Raw genomic sequence first — 21,558 nt, 5'->3', positions numbered from 1 at the left:
CAGTTCGCCGAATTGTCGGCGGGAGCCGACCCGTCGGCCGGCGCGGCACCATCGGCAGGAGCCGCATTGTCGGCCGGGGCCGCCCCATCGGCGGGCGCCGGCGTGGCGGGGGCTGATGCCTTGGCAGCCGCGGCCAGTGTCTCGCCAACCTGCTGGGCGAGATCGCGTCCAACACCGTTCTGCCAGATATCGGCGGCCTTGACCAATTCACGGGTCACGGTCGGGCCGTTGTCGAGCAGCTTCTTGCCGGCATCGGAACTGTAGAAGGCGGCGATGTCATTGAGCTCCTTCTCGGAAAATACTTTCGCATAGGCGAGAGCGGCTTCCTTTTCGAGATCGGCACGGCGCGAGGCCAACCCAAGAGCCTTCTCGCTGATCGTCTTGCCGATCAGTTCCTGCATGTCGGGATTCTTCTGGATGAGCTGCGATTCAAGCGCGGCCGCCGCTTGTGGCAGGATGTTGTCGAACGGGTCGGTCGCGTGGATCGCCGCGACCGCCGCCCGGGCAGCCTTCAGATGCGATTCCGTTACGTCCTGCGAAAACGCCGGTGAGGAGAAGGCGAAAACAGCCGAAGCGGCCAGAACGGCGCAAAGGCTGCGAACCCGGTTATGCAACATCATGGTCGGTAGAACTCCCTGGTTTTCGGGCGGCATGGACGGTCTGGATACCGTCGCCGCCGGCGATGATGGCCACTGACGCCAGCCCGATGAAAAGACCATGCTCAACCACGCCTGGAATTGCGTGGAGAGCATTCGAAAGCGCTCTTGTATCCGGAATGCGGCCAAAAGATGCATCGAGGATAAAATGGCCGCCGTCTGTAACAAAAGGCTGGCCTCCCGTCATCCTCAATGTCACCGGGCCGGCTAGGCCGAGTTTTGCCGCCGCCACGGCGACGGCGATCTCGGTTGCACGCAGGCCGAACTGGTTGACTTCGATGGGAAGTGGAAAGCGGCCGAGCGTCTCGACCATTTTGGAGCGGTCGGCGATGACGATCATGCGCTGCGAGGCCGCCGCCACGATCTTCTCGCGCAGCAGCGCGCCACCGCCGCCCTTGATCAAGGTCAGTTCCGGATCGACCTCGTCGGCGCCGTCGACGGTGAGATCGAGCTCCGGGGTTTCTTCCAATGTCGACAGCGGCACGCCAAGTTCGCGGCAGAGCGAGGCGGTGCGTTCCGAGGTCGGCACGCCTGTTATGGTCATGCCGGTCGCGACCTTGTCGGCCAGCAGCCGCACGAACTCCTCGGCGGTGGTGCCGGTGCCGATGCCGAGCCGCATGCCATCGGTGACATGAGCAAGGGCGGCGCGCGCGGCCTCGACCTTCAACTGCCTTGCATCCATGCTGGTGTACCGCCCCGGAGACCTTGTGGTTTGGGCTCCTAGCATTTTTGCCGGCCGGGTCAAAGCTTTTGACCGTGGTCGAAGCCTTTCACCGGGGTCAAGGCCCTTGCCCGGCCGCCCGGGCGCGCTTGCCTAGACGAGCCGCAGCCGCTATCGCGTGACTAGCGTACAATTCTCCACAGGATGGATCATGACCCGCCCAATCATCGTGTTCGACCTTGATGGAACGCTGATCGACACGGCGCCCGATTTGCTCGACAGCCTCAATCACAGCCTTGCCGCCAGCGAACTCGCGGCTGTCGACGAAGCCGGCTTCAAGCGCTTCGTCGGCCATGGCGGCCGCGTCATGATCGAGCGGGCGCACGCCGCCCAGCAACGCTCGCTGGATGTCGCCGAACACGACCGGCTGCTGCAGCTGTTCCTTGATCACTACACCGACAATATTCCGGGCAAATCACGCCCCTACCCCGGTGTTATCGAGGCGATAGATCGCTTCGAAAAGGCCGGCTATCTCCTGGCCATCTGCACCAACAAATATGAAGCCAATTCGCTGGCGCTGATCGAGGCGCTCGGCCTGACGAGGCATTTCGCGGCCATCGCCGGACAGGACACGTTCGCCTTCCGCAAGCCCGATCCGCGCCATTTGATCGAAACGATCAGGCGGGCCGGCGGCGATCCGCACCGTGCGCTGATGGTCGGCGATTCGCAAACCGACATCGACACCGCCAAGGCCGCCGGCATACCTGTCGTGGCGGTCGATTTCGGTTACACAGACCGTCATGTGCGCGAATTCGAGCCGTCGGTCGTGATCTCGCATTTCGATGAACTGACGCCGGATCTGGCGCAAAGGCTGATTGCGGCTGCCGGGCATTGAACGACAGTGCCTGGCAGACTGTCCGAAGCGGCCCGAAATGATGGCAATCCGATCGTCATAAGAACGCCAAACAGCGCCTTGACTTAACCGGCACGCCTCCCTTATATCGCGGCTCGCTTGGCCTTCGGGCAACGAGCGGGCGATTAGCTCAGCGGGAGAGCACACCCTTCACACGGGTGGGGTCGCAGGTTCAATCCCTGCATCGCCCACCATCCCCTCGGTGGATGAAGACAGCGGCTTGCCACGCGGTTTGGCCTTTCCAGCCTGATACTCCATTGCACGATTATACGGCGGCGGCACATCCGCGACGTCCAGGGCGATGTCGAGGGCGCCCAGCACCGCGTGCAGCCTGATGTCGCGGGAGAAACACTGGCCGATCGTGCCGGCCGCGGCTTGGCCCATCGCCATCCAATGGCTCCGGCCGGCATCCTGAAGCTTGGTCAATTCGTCGGCCAGCAGTTCCGGGCCCGACATGTCGACAAGAATGCCGTTCCGACCGCTTTCGATCAATTCGCCGGTGCTCGACATCGGATGAGCCAGGCAGGCCAGCCCGCTCGACATGGCTTCCATGAGTGCGAGTGGAAATCCCTCCACCAGGCTCGGGAGGACAAACAGATCGAGCAACTCAAGAACATCGCGTGGATCTGTCTGCCAGCCGACAAACCGGACCTGATGATCTATCCCGGCCAGCCGCGCCTGTTCCTGCAGAGCGGCCCTGGACGAGCCCTCTCCGGCAATCATGAGCACGGAACTGGATTGCTCTTGCCGAGCGAGATGTTGCCGAAAGGCCTCGATGAGAACATCGACGCGCTTGTCCGCGCTCAAGCGGCCGAGATATCCGATGACCGTCGAATCCTGCGGCAGACCCAGCCGCTGGCGAGCCAGGCGTCTGCGGTCCTCGGAGACAGGGTGAAATCCCGGGTCGACCCAGTTGCGGCAGATGCACAGCTTGTCGGCGGATATCTGAAACTCGCGCGCCGCGATTTCCGCGATCTCGGCGGAGACGGTGATGACCCGGCGCAGGCATCGGCCCATGACGCGCCCATACCGGCGCTTCGACATCAGGAATGGCCATTCCGCCGCCGATGGCGAGTGTTCAATCGTATAGACCGTCCTGCCAAAGGCCCGTGCCAGAAGCATGTCCATGCCGGGGGTTTCGGCAAACCTGCCCCGACAGAAAACGACATCGTAGCCTTTGTGCCGGATCAGCGCGGATGCCAACGCGAAAGCTCTCATCGGAGCATTCAGGAGGGGCCGTTTGTGGAACCGGCCGACCGAGAGATGCCTGATCCTGCTGAATGGTATTTTGTCACGGGGAGTGATTTTCGCGAAATGGTCTCTTTCCGGACTGACCATCGCCACGCAATGTCCGAGTGCGGCAATAGCCTGCATCACATCGGCGGTGTGAATCTGCAAGCCGCCCGGCTCGGGGCTGCCGCCGACGAACAGAAGACGTCTCATTTCCGGTACTGGTCCCCACAATCCCCGCCAATATATTAGCGCATCCGGAATTGGAACGCATGGCCCTTTTTGGGGGCATCCGGCTGGCCTCGTGGCGGGAACAAACAGCCAGGTTCGAGCGTTTCCCAGCGTTCAAGTATGAGGGAAAATCCATGTCCAGATTGGTTCTCGTCGCGTGCGCGGCATCGTTGCTGGCGGCCGGCCCGGTTCTTGCGGCCGATGATGCGCCGCTGCCGCCGCCCAATGCCAAGAAACTGTCGGAGATCATCGCCAAGGTCGAGCAGCGCGACGGCTTCCGTTATGTGAAGGAAGTCGACTGGGACAACGGCGCCTATACCGTCACCTATTACACCTCGGACAAGGCGAAGGTCGAAGTCACCTACGATCCCGTAACGGGCGAAACGAAATAAAGATCGCAACGCCGCGCTTGCGGTTCTCGCAGGAGGCCCTTTCGGCTTGCCTGACAAACGGGCTCGCCTAAAAATGTCCATTCTTCGAGCATGATATGTCCGTCGGCGCGGGCCGCGCTTTGGGCAATCCTGTTGGCTTGGGGGCATGCATGCGATTTTCCGTTCGAACAAATGTCTTGCTCGCCCTCGCCGTCCTTCTGACCGGCGGCTTTCTTGCCGTTTCCCCTGCGCTGGCCAATGGGCCGTCCTTCGACTGCGCCAAGGCAAGCCTGCCGGCGGAGAAGGCGATCTGCGCCGACCCGCAATTGTCGGCTATCGATCTGTTGGTCGCCAAGGCCTACAAGGGGTTCGAGCCGGCCTTCGGCGGCGACAAGCACAAGATCGCGCGCGGGCTGATCGCCGATCGCAACGCCTGCAACAGCGATACGGCCTGCATCGTCAGCGCGCTCAACAACGCCTTGCAGACCTATGGCACTGCGCCGTCATGGGTAGAGGACTACAACATCGCGCTGATCGGCAAGAAGGCGCTGGACGCAGCCGCTCGCAATCCTGGCAACAGGGATGATCCCCTGCCCTCGGCGATCGGCCAATGCGCATCCACGCATATCAAGACTTTGACCGCCCGGCTTGGCGACGATCCGCTGGAAACAGCCACGCCGGATGCGGGCAGCGCCGCCACCTTCACCAATGGCGGCGGGGCTGTGTCCTACGACCGCGAGCCCGGACTGGTCGCTTCGAAGGTTGGCGAACCGGTGGTGATGTGCCTGATCTCGATTCCCAGGGATTGCCCAAAGGACGATGATCGCGGCCGCGTCTATTATTCCATCGACCTGGTCGCCAAAGGAAGTTGGACCCTGCCGGACTCGCAGCACATGTGCGGTGGCGCCTGAGCTCACGAAAGCGGCGCTGGCCACGCCTCCTCTTGCGTCGCACCGTCTTTGATGGCTGACTGGCGGGGTTGACTGCGCCGCATTGGGGGATGGGCATGGCGACGGCGAAGCATGTTTTGAAGCGCATCCTGATGATGCTTGCCGGCTATCTCGTCGCCGTGCTGGTCGGCCTGATCGCGGTGGTGGCGATCTATGCCGCGCTCAGTTCCCTGCCCGGCGCACCGGAGTATTTCGACGCCATGGGTGTCACGCCGATCGCGGTGTTGCTGGTGCCGCCGCTCGGCATGTTCGTCTATTTCCTGACGGTCGTGGTGACCGCGCTGCAGACGCTGATCTTCGCGCTGATTGCCGAGCTCTTCGCGCTGCGGAATTTTCTGCTGCACATGTTTTTCGGCGCCGCCGCTGCCGCCGGCGGTTTCTTCCTGCTTTGGCCGAGCGCGCCTGGGGACATGGACCCGGAGCGCTGGGCCGATATCGGCATCATTGCCGGCGCCGGCGTGGTTGCGGGGTTTGTCTACTGGCTGATCGCCGGAAGGGACGCCGGCTTCCGGCGTCCGATCTCGGAGCGTTGAGGATCAGCTCGACGGTGAGCGCACCGCCTCGGTGGCATCGAGCGCCTGCTTCAGCCGGCTGTCGCGGTCATAGACGTCGTTGAAATACTCGACCTTGCCGGACATGTCGGGCCAGGCGGTGAAGTAGGCGACATAGACCGGAATCTTGCGTGTCACATCCTCGGTCGAGTGTCCGTGCTTGAGCTTTTCGGCGACATAGTCGACCGACGTGCCGAGCACCGCGGCCGCCATGCCGCGCGGATCCTGCAGGCGCACGCAGCCGTGGCTCAGCGCGCGCATATCCTGCTTGAAGAAGGATTTCTGCGGCGTGTCGTGCATGTAGATCGCATGCTTGTTGGGGAACAGTATCTTCAGCTCACCCAGCGCATTGGCCTCGCTCGGCTGCTGGCGCACATTGTAGGGGATGTTGGCGCCGTAGGCGCCCCAATTGACCGCCGACGAGGGAATGCGCTTGCCGCGCGAATCCGTCACCTCGTAGCCGGCACGGTCGAGATAGCCGGGATCGCTGCGCAATCTGGGCAGCATCTCATTGACGATGATCGACTGCGGCACGCCCCAGTAGGGATGGAAGTCGACCTGCTTGATCTGGTCGTAGAAGAATGCCGTCTGGTTGGTGACGCGGCCAATGACGGCGCGCGTCTTCAACTGCTCCTGGCCATTGTCGATGTAGCTCGCTGTGAAGGCCGGCTGGTTGATGAAGACGCGGGGGCTGCCGAGATCGGAAGGCAGCCAGCGCAGTTCCTCCAGCGCAACCTCCACCTTCAGCAGCCTGTCGGCCTTCGACGTTCCCGCCAGCAAGGCCACCGTGCGCGGACCGATGACGCCGTCGCCCTTCATGCCTTCCTTCTGCTGGACCGCCTTGATCAGCGGAACGAGTTCGGGAACGTAGACCTCGCTGGTCACCAGCCGCGACAGCATCTCGCCATAGGTGCCGCCCATATCGTCGTCGAGGTTGCGTGCGATGAGCGAAAGCAGCTTCGGCAATTCGGGGCTGGTCTGCCCCGGCTTCAGCAGCAGCTTGGGGTCGACGACGATCTCGTTTTCAGCACTTGCCTGCAGCGATTCCAGTTCGACGCGCAGCGCCTGGTATTCCGCGTTCTGGGGATGGCGCGATTCGAGGTAGGTGCGAACCTCCTGCGTATGCGCCAGCGTCTTGAGCACGCCGGCCATGTCCAGGGGCTTCGCCGGAAAATCATAGTAACCGGTCATCCGGTTGGGATCGACACGGCCGCTCTGGGCGTCACGGGTGTAGCGCAGCACACGCGCCGACAGCGCCATCTCGAAGCGGACGAGCTCTTTCAGCTTGGCCGCGTCGTCCGCGGAGGAGGAACTCGCCGCCGGCACGTCGACCGTGTAATCGGCGGGCGTCAGGCCGTAACTCGCGGCCTCGCCCAGCACCCGCACGGCATCCTGCGCGCGATTGTTAAGACCGGTGCCGCTGACCCAGATGAAGTCCGGATTGGCCGAATAATAGGCGATCAACGCCTTGGCGATATCGGGTTCAGCGTAGAGTTCGTAATCGCTCAGGCCCGCGATGGCATCGTGGAAAGCCGCCCCGGTAGCGGACGGAACGAATGCGGCGTCCTGCGGTGTTGCGGGCTGGGGCGCTGCCGAAAGCGCCGAGAAGTCGACACGCACCAACTTGTCGGCCTTGTAAGTGTAATAGGAAGGGCTGCTGATCTTTACGCCGCCACCGCCGCCGGCCGGCGCCTTTGGCTTATGCTTTGGCGGGGGCGGAAACTCGCCTTGCGGCTGATGCTTGATGCCGCCGCCGAACAGCATGTCGAAGAGCCCCTGCGCGCCTGCCTGGGGCGCGCCTAGGGCGAGGGTTGCCGTGATCGCCATCACCGGCATCGCGGTTGCTTTGTTTCGGAGGAATTTCATGAATCACCCGCTCCGGCCGCAACCGGCTCCCGTTCCGCACGCTAAACCGTCCCGCTCACCGCATGGCGGATGTAAGGCGCGACTATACCGATTCATACCGATTTCGTTAAGCTTTCATAAATTTCCGAAAGCCTGTTGCAGAACGGTTTCACAACATCGTTACGGCCGGAGCGAACGGTGACTCCGCTCCAGCCCGGAGCACTTGAGGGATGTCAGGCGTTGGCGCCGCCATCGATGGTCAGCGCGGCACCAGTCACGAAACGCCCTTCCGGACCGGCAAGCCACGCGACCATGCCGGCGATGTCGTCAGCCTTGCCGAAGCGCGGCGTCGCCATCTTCCGGCGCTGATGTTCGGCATGCGGGCCATCGGCGGGGTTCATGTCGGTGTCGGTGGAACCGGGGTGAACGATGTTAGCAGTGATACCGCGCGCACCGAGGTCGCGCGCCAGCGCCTTGGTCAGGCCGACCAGCGCCGCCTTGCTGGTGGAGTAGGCGCCCAGACTGGTATCGGTGACCCGCTCGGCCAGATTGCTGCCGATCGAGATGATCCTGCCGCCCTCGCCCATATGCCGTGCCGCGGCTTTCGAGGCGATGAACGGAGCCCGCAGATTGACCGACATTGTCTCGTCGAAATCGGCAAGCGACAGCGTGTCGATGGGGGCCGCACGCCAGATGCCGGCGCTGTTGACCAGGATATCCAGCCTGCCGAAGGCCGCCGCCGTATCGTCGACAGCCTTTTCCATGGCCACCGCGTCGCGGTTATCGGCCTTGAGCGCGATGGCGTGGCCACCCCTGGCCTCTATCTCGGCGACGACCGACCGCGCCTGCTCCTCGCCATGAACGTAGGTCAGCGCGACATTGGCGCCATCGGCCGCGAGCCTTCGCGCAATCGCCGCTCCGATGCCGCGGCTGCCGCCCGTGACCAGCGCGGCCTTGCCGTTCAAATTCTTGGAAGACATTGGCTTCTCCATTTATGTAATGATCGACACATAAATACCTGGCAGGCTTGCCCAACCGCGTCAACTCATTTATGTATCGATCAACACAGAAAAGGACGCCATGTCGGAAAGAGGCCGCCCTCGGACTTTCGACCGAACCGCGGCGCTGCGGCGCGCGATGGACGTGTTTTGGGTCAAGGGGTACGAGGGGGCGTCCATCAGTGACCTGGCGACGGCCATGGGGATCAATTCGCCCAGCCTTTACGCCGCCTATGGCAGCAAGGAGGCCCTGTTCCTCGAAGCCACCGACTTCTATTCGCGCGTCGAGGGGCCAGATATCTGGCTGGCTCTCGAGGAGGCGCCGACGGCGCGTGAGGCGATCGAGCTGTTTCTGACCCGCACCGCGAAGGCCTATTCGCAGGCCGACCGGCCGCAGGGTTGCCTGATCACGCTTGGCGCGCTGCATCAGGATTCCACCAGCGGTCTCATCTGCGCCGATCTGCGCCGCCGCCGCGCTGAAAACCATTCCGCCCTGCAGAAACGCCTCGAGCGAGGTGTCGCAGAAGGCGAATTGCCAATCGACTTCGATTCCCGCGCCGCCGCGACCTTCTTCGCCACGGTACAGCACGGCATGTCGATCCAGGCGCGCGACGGTGCCTCGTGCACCGCGCTGATGGCGACGGTCGCGGGAGCAATGGCAGCCTGGCACACGCTCGCGGGCGTCGAGAAGGCGTGACAAACGCTGGCCATTGTGGTGGAAATTCAGACAGCCAGCCAATGCGCGGCGGGGAGGACTAGCCTGTGAAAAAGGGGTATCGCGAGCTGCTGGACGAGGCGAATGCCGAGATCGAAGTGGTTTCGCCGGAGGAAGCGGCAGGACTGCTCGAGGACGAAGGCACTATCTTCGTCGACCTGCGCGACCCCCGTGAGATTGAACGCGACGGCAGGATTCCCGGCGCCCAACATGTCACGCGCGGCATGCTGGAATTCTGGATCGATCCCGAAAGCCCCTACCACAAGCCGTTCTTTGCCTCGGGAAAAAGCTTCGTCTTCTTCTGCGCCGGCGGCTGGCGTTCGGCGCTGGCCACCAAGACGGCACAGGATATGGGCCTGTCGCCCGTCAAGCACATTCTTGGCGGCTATACCGCCTGGAAGGCGGCTGGACTGCCGGTCGAGCCTGGCGACAAGAAGAAATAGCCCAATGCATGTCGCCCAAAAGTGCGTAGCGGTTTTGGGACAACGACATGCATGAAACGAGTACCTCGGCTCAATGCAGCACTGACGGCTCGCGACGTTCAGCGACGAACGCAACGGCGCGTTCCACCACACCCTTGTCGGCAAGAATGCGGCGATGGCCGAGACCATCCGCCCAGTGAAGCCGCACATGGCCGCCGGCACCGGCGTAGCGCTTTGCGTGTTCGGCCGGCACCTCGCGATCGTCAGGCGCATGGATGACCAGGGTCGGCACGGGCGCCTGGGCGAGCTGCCGGTCGCCGGTGAATTCGTGCAACGGCCGGCCGGAAAGGTGTTCGACACGATCCGCCATGGCGATCTGCGAGCGGGGGCCGACATTGAGCATGCGGCTGAAGTCGGCAAAGATCGCTGGCAAGGAACTCGGGGCCGCGATCAGCACAAGGCTTGCAGCCGCCAGCGGCGGGACGTTCTTGACGGAGCCGGCGATGGCGTTGGCGGCAACGGCGCCGCCGAAGGAATGCCCGACCGCGGCGACAAACGGGCCGAACCATTCGCCGGCAACCCGCACCGCGTCGACGGCATTGACCATGTTGAGATGCCGGCCCTGTGAATGGCCATGGCCCGGCAGGTCGAGTGAGGCGACACGGTAGCCGGCCGCGCGATAGCCTTCGATCAAGGCACGCATATATTCGGTGCGCGAACGCCAGCCGTGAACGACAAGCACGGTGCCAGCGGGCGCCCTGCCCGGCTCCGGCCGGAATTCATGCACCATCACGCAGCCGGTCTTGGTCTTCAGCCGATGGTGGCGCGCTTCAGCCATGAAATCCGTCGCGCGGGCGATGGCGCGCCGCTCGCCATCGGTCAGCGTGCTGGCGCCGGGCGTGCGGCAGAACAATTCGAACGCTGCGCGCCCGGTGATGCGTGGCGCGATATGTTCGGCCGCACCAAACACGCCTCGGATGACCTTCAGCCCGAATGATGCCATAGTGAGAATCCATCCATACGTTCAAGCATGAACATAATAGTTCAAAGATGAACAATAAACAAGAGCTACCCTGGGACAACCCGCGTTTTCGCAACTGGGTCGCGGTGGCGCGCGCCTGCCATGTGCTGGAGCGCACGCTGGCGGTGAAGCTTGCGCCGCTTGACCTCAAGCCGGCACAGCTCGACGTGCTGATGAACCTCTATCGCCATCCCGGCATGTCGCAGCACGATCTTGCCCGCAAGCTGCTCGTCGGCCGCTCCAACATCACAATGCTGCTGCCGCAACTCGAAACACGCGGCCTTGTTCGCCGGGAAGCCGATGAGAAGGACAAACGCATCCTGCGGCTTGCCCTGACCGAAGCCGGCGAAGCGCTGCTGATGCAGGCGCTGAAAGTGCATATGGCGCTGATCGAGAAAGCGATGAGCCAGTCGACGCCGGAACAGTGCGACATGATCGGCGAGCAGATGCGCAAGATCTACGAGGTGCTGAAGGAAGCGTAATCCGCCCTTCGGCCTGTCACCACATCGACTTCTTTGCCCGCTCCGGCCATTCCTTGTCGTAGGTTTCGCCGTCGATGTTCCTGCGGCTGGTGATTTCGAGGATCTTTCCGGGCGTCGGCAGCGATTTCGGGTCGACATGCCTGGCCGGATTCCAGAGTTCCGACCGCACGATGGCGCGGGCGCACTGGAAGTAGACCGAATCGACATCGATGATGGTCACCGAACGGGCCGGCTTGCCGTCGACGGTGAACGACGCGCAAAGCGAGGCGTCGGTGGTCAGGTGAGCCCGGCCGTTGATGCGCAGCGTCGTGCCGGAGCCTGGCACCAGGAACAGCAGCCCGACGCGCGGATCCCGGATGATGTTTCTCAGCGAATCAGCACGGTTGTTGCCGCGCCGGTCCGGCATCATCAGCGTTTTCGGATCGACGATGCGCACGAAGCCGGCGAGATCGCCGCGCGGCGAACAATCCAACCCCTCCGGTCCGCTTGTGGCGAGAGCAACGAAAGGCGAGGCTTCGATGAAGGCTGCGTATTCAGGGATGACATGGTCGAGTTCCTTGACCAGCGAGGCTTCGCCAGGCAGGCCGTAAAGGGCCTCCAACTGCTCGACCGAGGTGATGACCGACATCCTTGCGTCCTCCGAACCTTTGCCGGCGCTACGCCATGTCCGTGACGATTAGACGACAGGTCTTCGGTTGAGACGAGTCTTCAGACACTGAAATCAACGGTCGCGGCTCAGGCCTTTTTCCGCAAGTTCCGCCAGGTAGGCGTTCCAGCGCTGATCCTTCTCATGGCCGAGCGTGTGCAGGTAATTCCAGGTGAAGATACCCGTGTCATGGAAATCATCGAAGGTGATGCGCACGGCATAGTTGCCGACCGGCTCGATCTTGAGGATGGCCACGTTTCGCTTGCCCGGAACCGTCACTCGCTGATCGGGCGAATGGCCCTGCACCTCGGCCGATGGCGAGGCAACGCGCAACAGCTCCGCCGGCAATTCGAATGGCTGGTGATTGGGAAAGGTGACCGACAGCAGCTTGCGGTCCCTGGAGACCCTGAGTTCCTTTGGCGCGGTCATATGATCTGATCCCGTATCGTTTTCCTCTCCCTACGCCGCTTCGCCGGATGGGAAAAGGCCCGATGGGACGACCGACACTTGGTGTCGGCTCCGGGATGTTACCAAAGATCGAGAAGCGGTATCTTGAATGGCCGCCCGCTTCGTATCACATAGCAGTATATAACGAAGCCGCTCACGGCCACGGGAAGCGCTTGAAGCATGGACATGATCGACCCCTTCGGTCGCACGATCAATTACCTGCGCGTGTCGGTCACCGACCGCTGCGATTTCCGTTGCACCTATTGCATGGCCGAGGACATGACCTTCCTGCCCAAGAAGGATCTGTTGTCGCTGGAGGAACTGGACCGGCTCTGCACCGTCTTCATCGAAAAGGGCGTCAGAAGGTTGCGTCTCACCGGCGGTGAGCCCCTGGTGCGCAAGAACATCATGCATCTGGTGCGCCAGCTGTCGCGCCACCTCGACAGCGGCGCGCTGGAGGAACTGACGCTCACCACCAATGGTTCGCAGCTGTCGCGTTTCGCCGCCGAGCTCGTCGATTGCGGCGTCAGGCGCATCAATGTCTCGCTCGACACGCTCAATGCCGACAAGTTTCACCAGATCACGCGCTGGGGCCATCTCGACAAGGTGATGGCGGGCATAGACGCTGCTCAGGCGGCCGGGCTGAAGGTCAAGCTCAACGCGGTGGCACTGCGCGATTTCAACGACGCCGAAATCCCCGACATGATGCGCTGGGCGCATGGCCGCGGCATGGACCTCACCGTCATCGAGACCATGCCGATGGGTGAGATCGACGCCGACCGCACCGACCAGTATTTGCCGCTGTCGCTGCTGCGGGCTTCGCTGGAGCGACAGTTCACGCTGAGCGATATCCCCTTCAAGACCGGTGGGCCGGCCCGTTATGTCCATGTCGCCGAGACCGGCGGGAAACTCGGCTTCATCACGCCGATGACGCATAATTTCTGCGAAAGCTGCAACCGGGTCAGGCTGACCTGCACGGGCACACTCTACATGTGCCTGGGCCAGGAGGATGCAGCCGACCTGCGCGCGCCGTTGCGCGCGTCCGAGGGCAATGACCTTCTCGCCAACGCGATCGACGAGGCCATCGGCCGCAAGCCGAAGGGGCATGATTTCGTTATCGACCGCCGCACCAGCCGACCCTCCGTTTCCAGGCATATGAGCGTCACGGGCGGCTGATTTCTGCGCCATTGTGGTGCAGGATGGCTTCCGGACATGGAGGCACGAATGAAGCGTCGTCAGGTAACCCTGGTGTTTTTGGCTGCGCTAACGGCTGTCCCGGCGATGGCCGCACCTTTTACCTATGTGAACGAACGCTTCGGCACCGTCTGCACCTTTCCCGATGAAATCTTCAACGATCGTCAGCCCGAGCCCGAGAACGGTGACGGACAGGTGTGGCTGAGCGCGGACGGCGCCAGCCTGACATGTTCGGGCATCTTCAACGTCGACAACGACACTCCGAAAGGCTTTGTCGCCGAAGAGAAGACAAGCAAGGAGCCCGGCTATGAGGTCACTTACAGCAAGACCGGCAAAGACTGGGCGGTGCTGTCGGGTTTGAAGGATGGAAAGATCTTTTACGAGCGGCGGCTGTTCGGCCGGGATGGCGTTATCCGCACGGTCTGGATCGATTACCCGCCCGCTCTGAAATCGAAATACGATCCGCTCGTCAGCGCCATTGCCGGCAGCCTCAAGGCACGGTGAGCATTTTGGGGGCAGTGAGTGTTTCGCGCCACATCCCAGAAAAAGTCTGGTTCGCGAACCGCTGCCCGATTTACGACCGCCTTGTTCCGGCCTAGCCTCGGCCCCCAAAGCGGCTCTTCGCTCATTGGGGGAACACGTCATGCGCAAACTCATTCTTTGTCTTGCGTTGCTCGGCTTCACGGCTCTGCCCGCGGCGGCTCAGTCGATCGGCGGCACCTATACCGTCGCCGGCACCAATTTCGATGGCTCGAAATATGGCGGCGAGGCGACGATCACGCTGACCAGCGAAACCACCTGCACGATCCATTGGGAGACCGGCGGTTCATCCTCCGACGGCATCTGCATGCGCAATGACGACGCCTTTTCCGCCGGCTACGTCATGGGCAAGGATATCGGCCTCGTCGTCTACAAGGTCGATGAGGATGGCTCGCTGCATGGCCTGTGGACCATCGCCGGCAAGGACGGTAACGGCACCGAGGTGCTGACGCCGAAGAAATAGCCATCCTTGCGGCCGGTTGGCTTTCGGGAGGCGTGGTCGCCTTCCGAAACGGGCGTACCTGATGCAAGACTGAATTCACGCCGGGGATGATACTACTTGGTGCTGGCACAGCTGTTTGCCATTGCTGTTTCGCAGCGGACTGTTACAGGCTTGCTTGCCTAGGCAACCGGTAGACATTGTGCCCCTTTCACCTAATCTTCGCGGCGCGTTGTTCATGATGGTGGCGATGGTTGGCTTCACGCTCAACGACGCCATCACCAAATACTCGTCGCATTCAATGAACATGGCGCAGGTCATGCTGATCAGGGGGGCATTTGCGTCGCTCTTTGTCGGCGTGCTCGCCTGGCAGCGTGGTGCGCTTTCGGAACTAGGCCGGATGCTGCAGCCGCTGGTGGCGCTGCGTGTGCTTGGCGAAGCCGGCGGCACGGTGTCGTTCCTGGTGGCGCTTGCCCATCTGCCGATCGGCAGTGTGTCTGCCGTTCTCCAGGCGCTGCCGCTGGCGGTGACGATGGGCGCCGCGCTGTTTTTCGGCGAAACGGTGGGCTGGCGTCGTTGGCTGGCGATCGCCACCGGCTTTGTCGGCGTGCTGGTCATTGTGCGGCCTGGCTTCGACGGGTTCAGCAGCTATTCTATCTGGGCCCTGGCCAGCGTCGCATGCTGCACCGTGCGCGATCTCGCCACCAAGCGCATCCCTCAAACCATACCGACCATGCTGGTCTCGACCGCCACCGCATTTGCCATGACCATCGTCGGCGCGGTGCTGTTGTCGCCGATGGGCGGCTGGACGCCCATGACAGGCCAAAGCACGGCGCTACTGGCGCTGGCGGCGGTGCTGGTTCTCATCGGCTACCAGTTCATCATCATGGCGATGCGCTCGGGCGAAATCTCCTTCATCGCGCCGTTCCGTTATACGGCGCTCCTCTGGTCCATCCTGCTTGGCCTCATCGTCTTCGGCGACTTCCCGGATATGCCGATGATCGCCGGCGCCACCATCGTCGTCGGCTCGGGCCTTTATGCGCTTTATCGCGAGCGGATTGTCGGCCGGCGCAGGATCGTCGCCGAGAGCACCGGCCCGGCAATGGCGCCGGACGGCATTTAGCCGCCCTCTTGAAGCGGCTTGCGATTTTCGCCCGTATGCGTACAGGCTCCGCCACATGAAGTCAGGCATAGCAGGCGTCATTCTGGCCGGCGGCCAGTCGAGGCGAATGGGCGGCGGCGACAAGAGCCTGCTGCCGCTCGGCAATGGTTGCGTGCTCGACCAGGTCCTGTCGCGTTTGGCTCCGCAGACCGAAACCCTGGCGCTGAACGCCAATGGTGACCCGTCACGGTTTTCCGCTTTCGGACTGCCCGTTCTCGCCGACATTGTCGAAGGTTTTGCCGGACCGCTTGCCGGCGTCCTGACCGGCCTCGAATGGGCCGCCGCCTACACGTCATGCAAGGCAATCGTCACGGCCGCCGGCGATACGCCTTTCCTGCCGCCGGAGCTTGTCTGCCGCCTGACCGCGGCAGCGGATAAGCAGCCCGGTGCGATCGCCGTCCCCTGCTCGGCCGGGCGGCAGCACCCCACCTTCGCGCTGTGGCCGGTCGGATGCCGCGAGGCTTTGCGGCGTTTCCTGGTCGATGAGGACAACAGGCGCGTCTCCGCCTTCATCGAGCGTCACGGTCACGTCGAGGTGGAATTTCCGCTCCGGCAAGCCGGGGAAAGTCAGATCGATCCATTCTTCAACATCAATTTGCCTGACGACCTTGCCCAAGCGGAACGCCTGTTGCAGAGCATGAGCCCATGAGCAGACCCGTCTTCGGCATCACCGGCTGGAAGAACTCCGGCAAGACAACACTGACCGAGAAGTTGGTCGCGGAGCTTGTGCGCCGCGGCCGGAAGGTCTCGACGATCAAGCATGCCCATCATGATTTCGACATCGACAAGCCGGGCGCGGACTCCTTTCGTCATCGTCAAGCGGGCGCCACCGAGGTCGCGATCGTGTCCGGCAATCGCTGGGCGCTGATGCACGAGTTGCGCGGCGAGGACGAGCCGCCGCTGGATGCCATCCTGTCACGGCTGGCACCTTGCGACATCGTGCTGGTGGAAGGCTACAAGCGCGAATCGCATCGCAAGATCGAAACCCGGCGGATGGACGCCAAGGACCAGACGCCGCTTTCGGCAAATGATCCCAATATTGTTGCCGTCGCCGCCGATTTCGCCGTCGCGGACGGGAGCCTGCCGGTGTTCGATCTCGACGACGCGAAATCGATAGTCGACTTCATCGAGCGCACGACCGGCCTCGTTGCTTGAGATGTAACGTAACGGCAGAACGTCATTACCGATTTTCGCGGTTTTGCAGTTGCTTTTTTCTTGGAAAGAGTGGGAGTATCGCGCCCAGCGGGCGGTCAAAAGCACCGCCCCACAGAGCCGTTTCGGAACGACGGCCGGGACCATAAAGAGAGGACTATCATGCGTATTGCACTGCGTATCGCGCTCGCCGCATCGGCCGCGCTGCTGACGCTCGGCGTAGCCCAAGCCCAGGAAAAGACCCTGAGGATCGGCACCGAGGGCGCCTACCCGCCCTTCAACAATCTGACCTCCGACGGCCAGCTCGTCGGCTTCGACATCGACATCGCCAAGGCGCTTTGTGATGAGATGAAGGTCAAGTGCACCTTCGTCGCGCAGGATTGGGACGGCATCATCCCGGCGCTGCAGGCCGGCAAGTTCGACGCCATCGTCGCCTCGATGTCGATCACGCCCGAGCGCAAGGAGAAGGTCGACTTCTCGAACAAGTACTACAACACGCCGTCGGCGATCGCCGTGCCGAAGGATTCCACGCTCAAGGGCGTGACCAAGGAAGATCTCGCCGGCAAGACGATCGGCGTCGCCACGACGACCACCCACTTCAACTATGCCTCGAAGACCTACACCGACAGCACGGTCAAGGGTTATCCGAGCAGCCCCGAGGAACAGGCCGATCTCGCCAACGGCCGTCTCGACGCCATCGAGGACGATATCGTGGTCCTGCAGCAGTGGCTGGATTCGCCTGATGGCGCCTGCTGCAAGATCCTCGGTCAGCCGAAGCCGCAACCGGTCGAAATCTTCGGACCGGGCGCCGGCATTGCCGTACGCAAGGGCGAGACCGACCTGGTCAACAAGCTCAATGCCGCCATCGACGCCATTCGGAAGAATGGAAAGTACAAGGAAATCAACGATAAGTACTTCAAGTTCGACGTCTACGGCAGCGAGTCCTGATCATTATGCCGAGGGCGGCGGGGGACACCCCGCCGCCCTTCGCTTATCTCTGACCATCGTGGAGACAAGACCCGTCAATGCCAGCCCAAAGCATATGGACACTGCTCAGTTGGGGACCCGATGGCTGGAGTGACGATATTGCCTATGGCGCCCTGGTCACCATCGCGCTCGCTCTGGCGACGCTGCCGATCGGCCTGACCATCGGCTTTTTCGTTGCCTGGGCCAAGCAGTCCGAAGAACCATCGCTGCGGCTTGCGGCCAACATCTACACCACTGTCTTTCGCGGCCTGCCGGAACTGGTGACACTTTTCCTGTTCTTCTTCGGCATGCCCATCCTGCTGCAATATGTGATCCGGCTGTTCAAGCCGGAGGCGACGATCGATGTCGACAGCTTCATTGCCGGCATGATCGTGCTGTCGCTGATCTTCTCGTCCTACAGCAGCGAGGTTTTCCTTTCCGCCTTTCGCGCCATTCCCAAGGGCCAGTATGAGGGCGGCTACGCCATTGGGTTGTCGAAATGGCAGACAATGCGCAAGGTTATCCTGCCGCAGCTGCTGCGCATCGCCTTTCCAGGCCTCGAGAATTGCTGGCTGAGCCTGCTCAAGGATACGGCCCTGGTCTCCGTCGTCAATCTTGCCGAGACCTTGCGCAATGCCGGCGTTGCGGCACGCGTCACCAAGCATGCCTTTCTCTTCTACAGTTTCGCGGCGCTGGTCTTTCTTGCCCTGGCCATCCTCTCGTCGATCGCCACCGGATTTATCCTGCGTTCGCTGGGACGGAGGGAGGCACGATGAGCGTCAGCCAAGCCATCGATGTCGACCGGCCTCCGCCACAGGCGCGCGGCTGGCCACGCGCGCGTATCATCGGCTATCTGCTCGTTGGTTTCTGGATCGCCTTCGGCTTCGGTATCATCGCCTATCTGATCGGCGCCTGGAACGGAGAGTTCTTCGCCAGATACGCGCCAGCCTATCTGCAGGGATTGGGAACCACGCTGGCGCTGGTGGTCATTTCGATGATTCTTGGGGCCATCCTTTCATTGCCCGTTACCTATTGCCGTATGTCCAGGAACCGGTTTTTGTCCGGGCTCGCCTACTGCTACGTCTATTTCTTCCGCGGCACGCCGCTGCTGGTCCAGGTCTATCTGATCTACTACGGGTTGGGTTCGTTCCGGGTGCAGCTCGAATCGGTGGGTCTGTGGTGGTTCTTCCGTGAGGCCTTCAACTGCGGCGTGTTTGCCTTCGCGCTCAACACGGCCGCCTATCAGGCCGAGATCCTGCGCGGCGCCATCGAGAGTGTGCCGAGGGGCCAGTGGGAGGGAGCGGCTTCGCTCGGCCTGCACAAATTGCAGACACTGCGCAAGGTGGTCCTGCCACAGGCGATCATCGTGGCGCTGCGGCCCTACGGCAATGAACTGGTGCTGATGATCAAGGCCTCGGCGATCGTGGCCATCATCACCGTCTACGACCTGATGGGGAACGCAAAGCTCGCCTATGCCAAGTCCTTCGATTTCCAGGCCTATGTCTGGGTCGCCATCGTCTATCTGGTGATGGTCGAGATTCTGCGCCATGGCGTCGAATGGATCGAGCGCCGGATCACAGTACATCTGCACCGCTGAGTTGCCGGGCCGGTCTGTGCCAGCCGATCGGGCGGTGCGTACCTTGACGTATCCGCCACAGGGCCTAGAGCTTCGCCAACTCAAATCCTGTTTCCCGGAAGGATGGACAATGGCATCGGTGGCATTTCTCGGTCTTGGCGTCATGGGTTATCCCATGGCCGCGCACCTGAAGAACAAGGGCGGCCACGACGTCACCGTCTACAACCGCACCCGCGCGAAAGCCGAACAGTGGGTTGCCCAACATGGCGGCAGTTCCGCCGCGACGCCGGCGCAAGCCGCCGAGGGCAAGGATTTCGTCTTTTCCTGCGTCGGCAATGACGACGATCTGCGTTCGGTCACGACAGGCCCGGAAGGCGCCTTCCAGGCGATGAAGAAGGGCTCCATCTTCATTGACAACACCACGGCTTCGGCCGAGGTCGCGCGTGAACTGGCTCAAGCCGCCCAGTCTGGCGGATTTTCCTTTCTCGACGCACCGGTTTCCGGCGGCCAGGCCGGGGCCGAGAACGGCGTGCTGACCGTCATGGTCGGCGGCGAGCAGGCTGCTTTCGACAAGGCCAGGCCGGTCATCGACGCCTATGCCCGCATGGTCGGGCTGATGGGGCCTGCGGGCGCCGGCCAGTTGACCAAGATGATCAACCAGATCTGCATCGCCGGACTTGTGCAGGGCCTTTCGGAAGGCATCCATTTCGGCAAGAAGGCCGGGCTCGACATCGAGAAGGTCATTGAGGTGATTTCCAAGGGCGCGGCCGGCTCCTGGCAGATGGAAAACCGGCACAAGACGATGAACGCCGGCAAATATGATTTCGGCTTTGCCGTCGACTGGATGCGCAAGGATCTCGGCATCTGCCTCGCGGAAGCAAACCGCAATGGCGCCAGCCTGCCGGTGACCGCGCTTGTCGACCAGTTCTACAAGGACGTGCAGGCCATGGGCGGCAAGCGCTGGGACACATCCTCGCTGCTGGCGCGGCTGGAGAAGTAGGCGGCGATGTCCCTGCCCGCCCCAGGCTGGACCGCGCAGGATATTGTCGACCATCTGCGCGCGATCGGCACCGAGGAGAACCGCTTGGGCATGACGCGGTTCGGCATCAATACGGCGACGGCGCTCGGTGTCGGCAATACGGACTTGCGTCCCCTGGCGCGCAAGGTGAAACGCAACCACGAGCGGTCGTTGGCGCTTTGGGACAGCGGCATTCGCGAAGCGCGACTGATGGCTGCGTTCACGGGTGAGCCGAAGAAGATCGCAATCGACGAATGCCGTCGCTGGGCTGGCGATTTCGATAGCTGGGAGATCGTCGATACTGTCTCGGACCTGTTCGTCGATACGCCGTTCTGGCACGAATTGATCAAGGAGTTCGCGCCAGATGACCGCGAATTCGTCCGCCGTACGGCGTTCGCCATGCTGGCATGGGCTGCCGTGCATCTGAAGAAGGAGCCGGACGCGACCTTCCTGTCGTATCTGCCCTTGATCGAGGCGCATGCGGGCGATGAACGCAATTTCGTCAGGAAGGCGGTCAACTGGGCGTTGCGGCAGATCGGCAAGCGGTCGGCCGGTTTGCATGCCCCTGCCCTCGGCCTGGCGCAGAAACTGGCAAGCTCCGCGAACAGGACGGAACGCTGGATCGGCAAGGACGCTGTCAAGGAATTGTCGGATGCCAAGACGATTGCGCGGATCGCAGCCAAAGGAAACTGACAAGGCAGTTTCCCGGCAACGGCCATGGCGGGCTCTCGCCGACATGTGATCCGGCCCGAGCATTGACGTCATCGGCCCCGGCGTCTTTACTCCCGGGCAAAGGAAGCGGCATGAGCATCCATCTCAAATCGATCCTGGCGCTCGCGGCCCTACTCTCGGCGCCCGCGGCCGGTGCCTCCGCCGAAACCATGCACATCTTCTGGAAGGATCTGCGCCCGGCAACCCAGGCGATCGCCGAAGACGCCGGCCTGCCCATGATCGCCGCGAAACTGCCGGATCACGGCGAGACACTGTCGGTCAATCTCGAGGATAAAACCGTTCAATTAGCCGGCTATGCACTGCCTGTGGATCGCGACGGGGATCTCGTCTATCAATTCCTGCTGGTGCCTTGGACCGGTGCGTGCAGCCATATGCCAACGCCGCCGCCCAACCAGATCGTTCTGGTAACGCCAGCCCATCCCTACAAAATGTCGGAAGCCTACGAACCTGTCGCCGTCACTGGCTCCCTGAAACCGGACATGGAGAAAAGTCAGCTGTTCATCCTCGATGGCGTCAGCGTCATCCAGTCCGGCTACAGCGTGCGCAAGGCGGAGGTGGCGAGCGTCGACACAGTGCCTGATACCATCACCTTGCCGGTGAACTCGCCCTGGAGTTTCCTCAACAAAAAGAAGAACTAACG

The 21,558-nt window shown here is 62.4% G+C and carries 27 protein-coding genes and 1 tRNA gene; 20 read left to right on the top strand and 8 right to left on the bottom strand.

What is annotated here, in order from left to right; translation table 11 throughout:
* Both J0I79_RS05765 and rpiA read right to left on the bottom strand, forming a co-directional pair.
* A partial coding sequence (locus J0I79_RS05765) for a DUF2059 domain-containing protein (protein WP_292855649.1) occupies positions 1-620 on the bottom strand: 620 nt, incomplete at its 3' end.
* Complete coding sequence (gene rpiA, locus J0I79_RS05760; protein WP_292855648.1) at positions 607-1,338, bottom strand: ribose-5-phosphate isomerase RpiA; 732 nt, start codon at positions 1,336-1,338, stop codon at positions 607-609. The genes J0I79_RS05765 and rpiA, both read right to left, overlap by 14 nt.
* Positions 1,339-1,528: 190 nt before the next feature.
* On the opposite strand from rpiA, the gene J0I79_RS05755 reads away from it, so the two are divergent.
* Both J0I79_RS05755 and J0I79_RS05750 read left to right on the top strand, forming a co-directional pair.
* Positions 1,529-2,212 (top strand): phosphoglycolate phosphatase, encoded by a 684-nt coding sequence (locus J0I79_RS05755; RefSeq protein WP_292855647.1) that lies wholly within the window; start codon positions 1,529-1,531, stop codon positions 2,210-2,212.
* Positions 2,213-2,349: 137 nt separating this feature from the next.
* Positions 2,350-2,424 (top strand) — tRNA-Val (locus tag J0I79_RS05750).
* Here J0I79_RS05750 and J0I79_RS35105 read toward each other — a convergent pair.
* A complete protein-coding gene (locus J0I79_RS35105) occupies positions 2,381-3,604 on the bottom strand; it encodes a glycosyltransferase (protein WP_366013843.1) in 1,224 nt (407 codons plus the stop codon). The two genes, J0I79_RS05750 and J0I79_RS35105, sit on opposite strands and share 44 nt — an antisense overlap.
* Positions 3,605-3,825: 221 nt before the next feature.
* Between J0I79_RS35105 and J0I79_RS05740 the strand changes: the two genes are divergently transcribed.
* From J0I79_RS05740 to J0I79_RS05730, 3 genes are all read left to right on the top strand, one after another.
* The gene (locus tag J0I79_RS05740) at positions 3,826-4,083 is read left to right on the top strand and encodes a PepSY domain-containing protein (protein WP_292855645.1); all 258 of its coding nucleotides are present in this window, start codon (positions 3,826-3,828) and stop codon (positions 4,081-4,083) included.
* 176 nt (positions 4,084-4,259) lie between these two features.
* The gene (locus tag J0I79_RS05735; RefSeq protein WP_292855644.1) at positions 4,260-4,973 is read left to right on the top strand and encodes a lysozyme inhibitor LprI family protein; all 714 of its coding nucleotides are present in this window, start codon (positions 4,260-4,262) and stop codon (positions 4,971-4,973) included.
* Positions 4,974-5,062: 89 nt separating this feature from the next.
* The gene (locus tag J0I79_RS05730) at positions 5,063-5,545 is read left to right on the top strand and encodes a hypothetical protein (RefSeq protein WP_292855643.1); all 483 of its coding nucleotides are present in this window, start codon (positions 5,063-5,065) and stop codon (positions 5,543-5,545) included.
* Between the two features lie 3 nt (positions 5,546-5,548).
* On the opposite strand, the gene J0I79_RS05725 is transcribed toward J0I79_RS05730, so the two are convergent.
* Positions 5,549-7,429: a murein L,D-transpeptidase gene (locus J0I79_RS05725; protein ID WP_292855642.1), complete on the bottom strand. Its 1,881-nt coding sequence runs from the start codon at positions 7,427-7,429 to the stop codon at positions 5,549-5,551.
* Positions 7,430-7,641: 212 nt separating this feature from the next.
* Positions 7,642-8,388 (bottom strand): 3-oxoacyl-ACP reductase family protein, encoded by a 747-nt coding sequence (locus tag J0I79_RS05720; protein ID WP_292855641.1) that lies wholly within the window; start codon positions 8,386-8,388, stop codon positions 7,642-7,644.
* A 100-nt stretch (positions 8,389-8,488) separates the two neighbouring features.
* On the opposite strand from J0I79_RS05720, the gene J0I79_RS05715 reads away from it, so the two are divergent.
* Positions 8,489-9,103 carry a TetR/AcrR family transcriptional regulator gene (locus tag J0I79_RS05715; RefSeq protein WP_292855640.1) on the top strand — a complete coding sequence of 205 codons (615 nt, stop codon included), beginning with the start codon at positions 8,489-8,491 and terminating at the stop codon, positions 9,101-9,103.
* A 65-nt stretch (positions 9,104-9,168) separates the two neighbouring features.
* Positions 9,169-9,564, top strand: a complete 396-nt coding sequence (locus tag J0I79_RS05710; protein WP_292855639.1) for a rhodanese-like domain-containing protein — start codon at positions 9,169-9,171, stop codon at positions 9,562-9,564.
* 70 nt (positions 9,565-9,634) lie between these two features.
* On the opposite strand, the gene J0I79_RS05705 is transcribed toward J0I79_RS05710, so the two are convergent.
* Positions 9,635-10,546, bottom strand: a complete 912-nt coding sequence (locus J0I79_RS05705; protein WP_292855638.1) for an alpha/beta fold hydrolase — start codon at positions 10,544-10,546, stop codon at positions 9,635-9,637.
* Between the two features lie 47 nt (positions 10,547-10,593).
* Between J0I79_RS05705 and J0I79_RS05700 the strand changes: the two genes are divergently transcribed.
* The gene (locus J0I79_RS05700) at positions 10,594-11,046 is read left to right on the top strand and encodes a MarR family transcriptional regulator (RefSeq protein WP_292855637.1); all 453 of its coding nucleotides are present in this window, start codon (positions 10,594-10,596) and stop codon (positions 11,044-11,046) included.
* A 16-nt stretch (positions 11,047-11,062) separates the two neighbouring features.
* Here the strand turns inward: J0I79_RS05700 and J0I79_RS05695 are convergent, their stop codons facing one another.
* Positions 11,063-11,674: a pyridoxamine 5'-phosphate oxidase family protein gene (locus tag J0I79_RS05695; protein ID WP_292855636.1), complete on the bottom strand. Its 612-nt coding sequence runs from the start codon at positions 11,672-11,674 to the stop codon at positions 11,063-11,065.
* A gap of 93 nt (positions 11,675-11,767) precedes the next feature.
* Positions 11,768-12,121 (bottom strand): DUF971 domain-containing protein, encoded by a 354-nt coding sequence (locus J0I79_RS05690; protein WP_292855635.1) that lies wholly within the window; start codon positions 12,119-12,121, stop codon positions 11,768-11,770.
* A gap of 198 nt (positions 12,122-12,319) precedes the next feature.
* Between J0I79_RS05690 and moaA the strand changes: the two genes are divergently transcribed.
* From moaA to J0I79_RS05630, 12 genes are all read left to right on the top strand, one after another.
* Positions 12,320-13,315, top strand: a complete 996-nt coding sequence (gene moaA / locus J0I79_RS05685) for a GTP 3',8-cyclase MoaA (protein ID WP_292855634.1) — start codon at positions 12,320-12,322, stop codon at positions 13,313-13,315.
* Between the two features lie 48 nt (positions 13,316-13,363).
* The gene (locus tag J0I79_RS05680) at positions 13,364-13,837 is read left to right on the top strand and encodes a hypothetical protein (RefSeq protein WP_292855633.1); all 474 of its coding nucleotides are present in this window, start codon (positions 13,364-13,366) and stop codon (positions 13,835-13,837) included.
* Positions 13,838-13,976: 139 nt separating this feature from the next.
* Positions 13,977-14,336 carry a hypothetical protein gene (locus tag J0I79_RS05675; protein ID WP_292855632.1) on the top strand — a complete coding sequence of 120 codons (360 nt, stop codon included), beginning with the start codon at positions 13,977-13,979 and terminating at the stop codon, positions 14,334-14,336.
* A 178-nt stretch (positions 14,337-14,514) separates the two neighbouring features.
* On the top strand, positions 14,515-15,435 hold the full coding sequence (locus J0I79_RS05670; RefSeq protein WP_292855631.1) for a DMT family transporter: 921 nt from the start codon (positions 14,515-14,517) through the stop codon (positions 15,433-15,435).
* Between the two features lie 55 nt (positions 15,436-15,490).
* Positions 15,491-16,123 carry a molybdenum cofactor guanylyltransferase MobA gene (gene mobA, locus J0I79_RS05665; RefSeq protein ID WP_292855630.1) on the top strand — a complete coding sequence of 211 codons (633 nt, stop codon included), beginning with the start codon at positions 15,491-15,493 and terminating at the stop codon, positions 16,121-16,123.
* The gene (gene mobB / locus J0I79_RS05660) at positions 16,120-16,629 is read left to right on the top strand and encodes a molybdopterin-guanine dinucleotide biosynthesis protein B (RefSeq protein WP_292855629.1); all 510 of its coding nucleotides are present in this window, start codon (positions 16,120-16,122) and stop codon (positions 16,627-16,629) included. The genes mobA and mobB overlap by 4 nt, the downstream gene beginning before the upstream one ends.
* A gap of 159 nt (positions 16,630-16,788) precedes the next feature.
* Positions 16,789-17,574 (top strand): ABC transporter substrate-binding protein, encoded by a 786-nt coding sequence (locus J0I79_RS05655; RefSeq protein WP_137931210.1) that lies wholly within the window; start codon positions 16,789-16,791, stop codon positions 17,572-17,574.
* Between the two features lie 77 nt (positions 17,575-17,651).
* On the top strand, positions 17,652-18,368 hold the full coding sequence (locus J0I79_RS05650) for an ABC transporter permease (RefSeq protein WP_292855628.1): 717 nt from the start codon (positions 17,652-17,654) through the stop codon (positions 18,366-18,368).
* Positions 18,365-19,189, top strand: a complete 825-nt coding sequence (locus J0I79_RS05645; protein ID WP_292855627.1) for an ABC transporter permease — start codon at positions 18,365-18,367, stop codon at positions 19,187-19,189. Before J0I79_RS05650 ends, J0I79_RS05645 begins: the two co-directional genes overlap by 4 nt.
* A gap of 109 nt (positions 19,190-19,298) precedes the next feature.
* A complete protein-coding gene (locus J0I79_RS05640; RefSeq protein ID WP_292855626.1) occupies positions 19,299-20,168 on the top strand; it encodes an NAD(P)-dependent oxidoreductase in 870 nt (289 codons plus the stop codon).
* A gap of 6 nt (positions 20,169-20,174) precedes the next feature.
* Positions 20,175-20,879, top strand: coding sequence for a DNA alkylation repair protein (locus J0I79_RS05635; protein ID WP_292855625.1), 705 nt, complete (start codon positions 20,175-20,177; stop codon positions 20,877-20,879).
* 110 nt (positions 20,880-20,989) lie between these two features.
* Positions 20,990-21,556, top strand: a complete 567-nt coding sequence (locus tag J0I79_RS05630; protein WP_292855624.1) for a DUF3299 domain-containing protein — start codon at positions 20,990-20,992, stop codon at positions 21,554-21,556.
* Positions 21,557-21,558 lie beyond the last annotated feature (2 nt).

It is taken from the genome of Mesorhizobium sp. (genome assembly GCF_017306585.1).
Classification (GTDB): domain Bacteria; phylum Pseudomonadota; class Alphaproteobacteria; order Rhizobiales; family Rhizobiaceae; genus Mesorhizobium.
The sequence above is the reverse complement of the archived record's forward strand: the minus strand, read 5'-3'. Positions and strand labels throughout refer to the sequence as shown.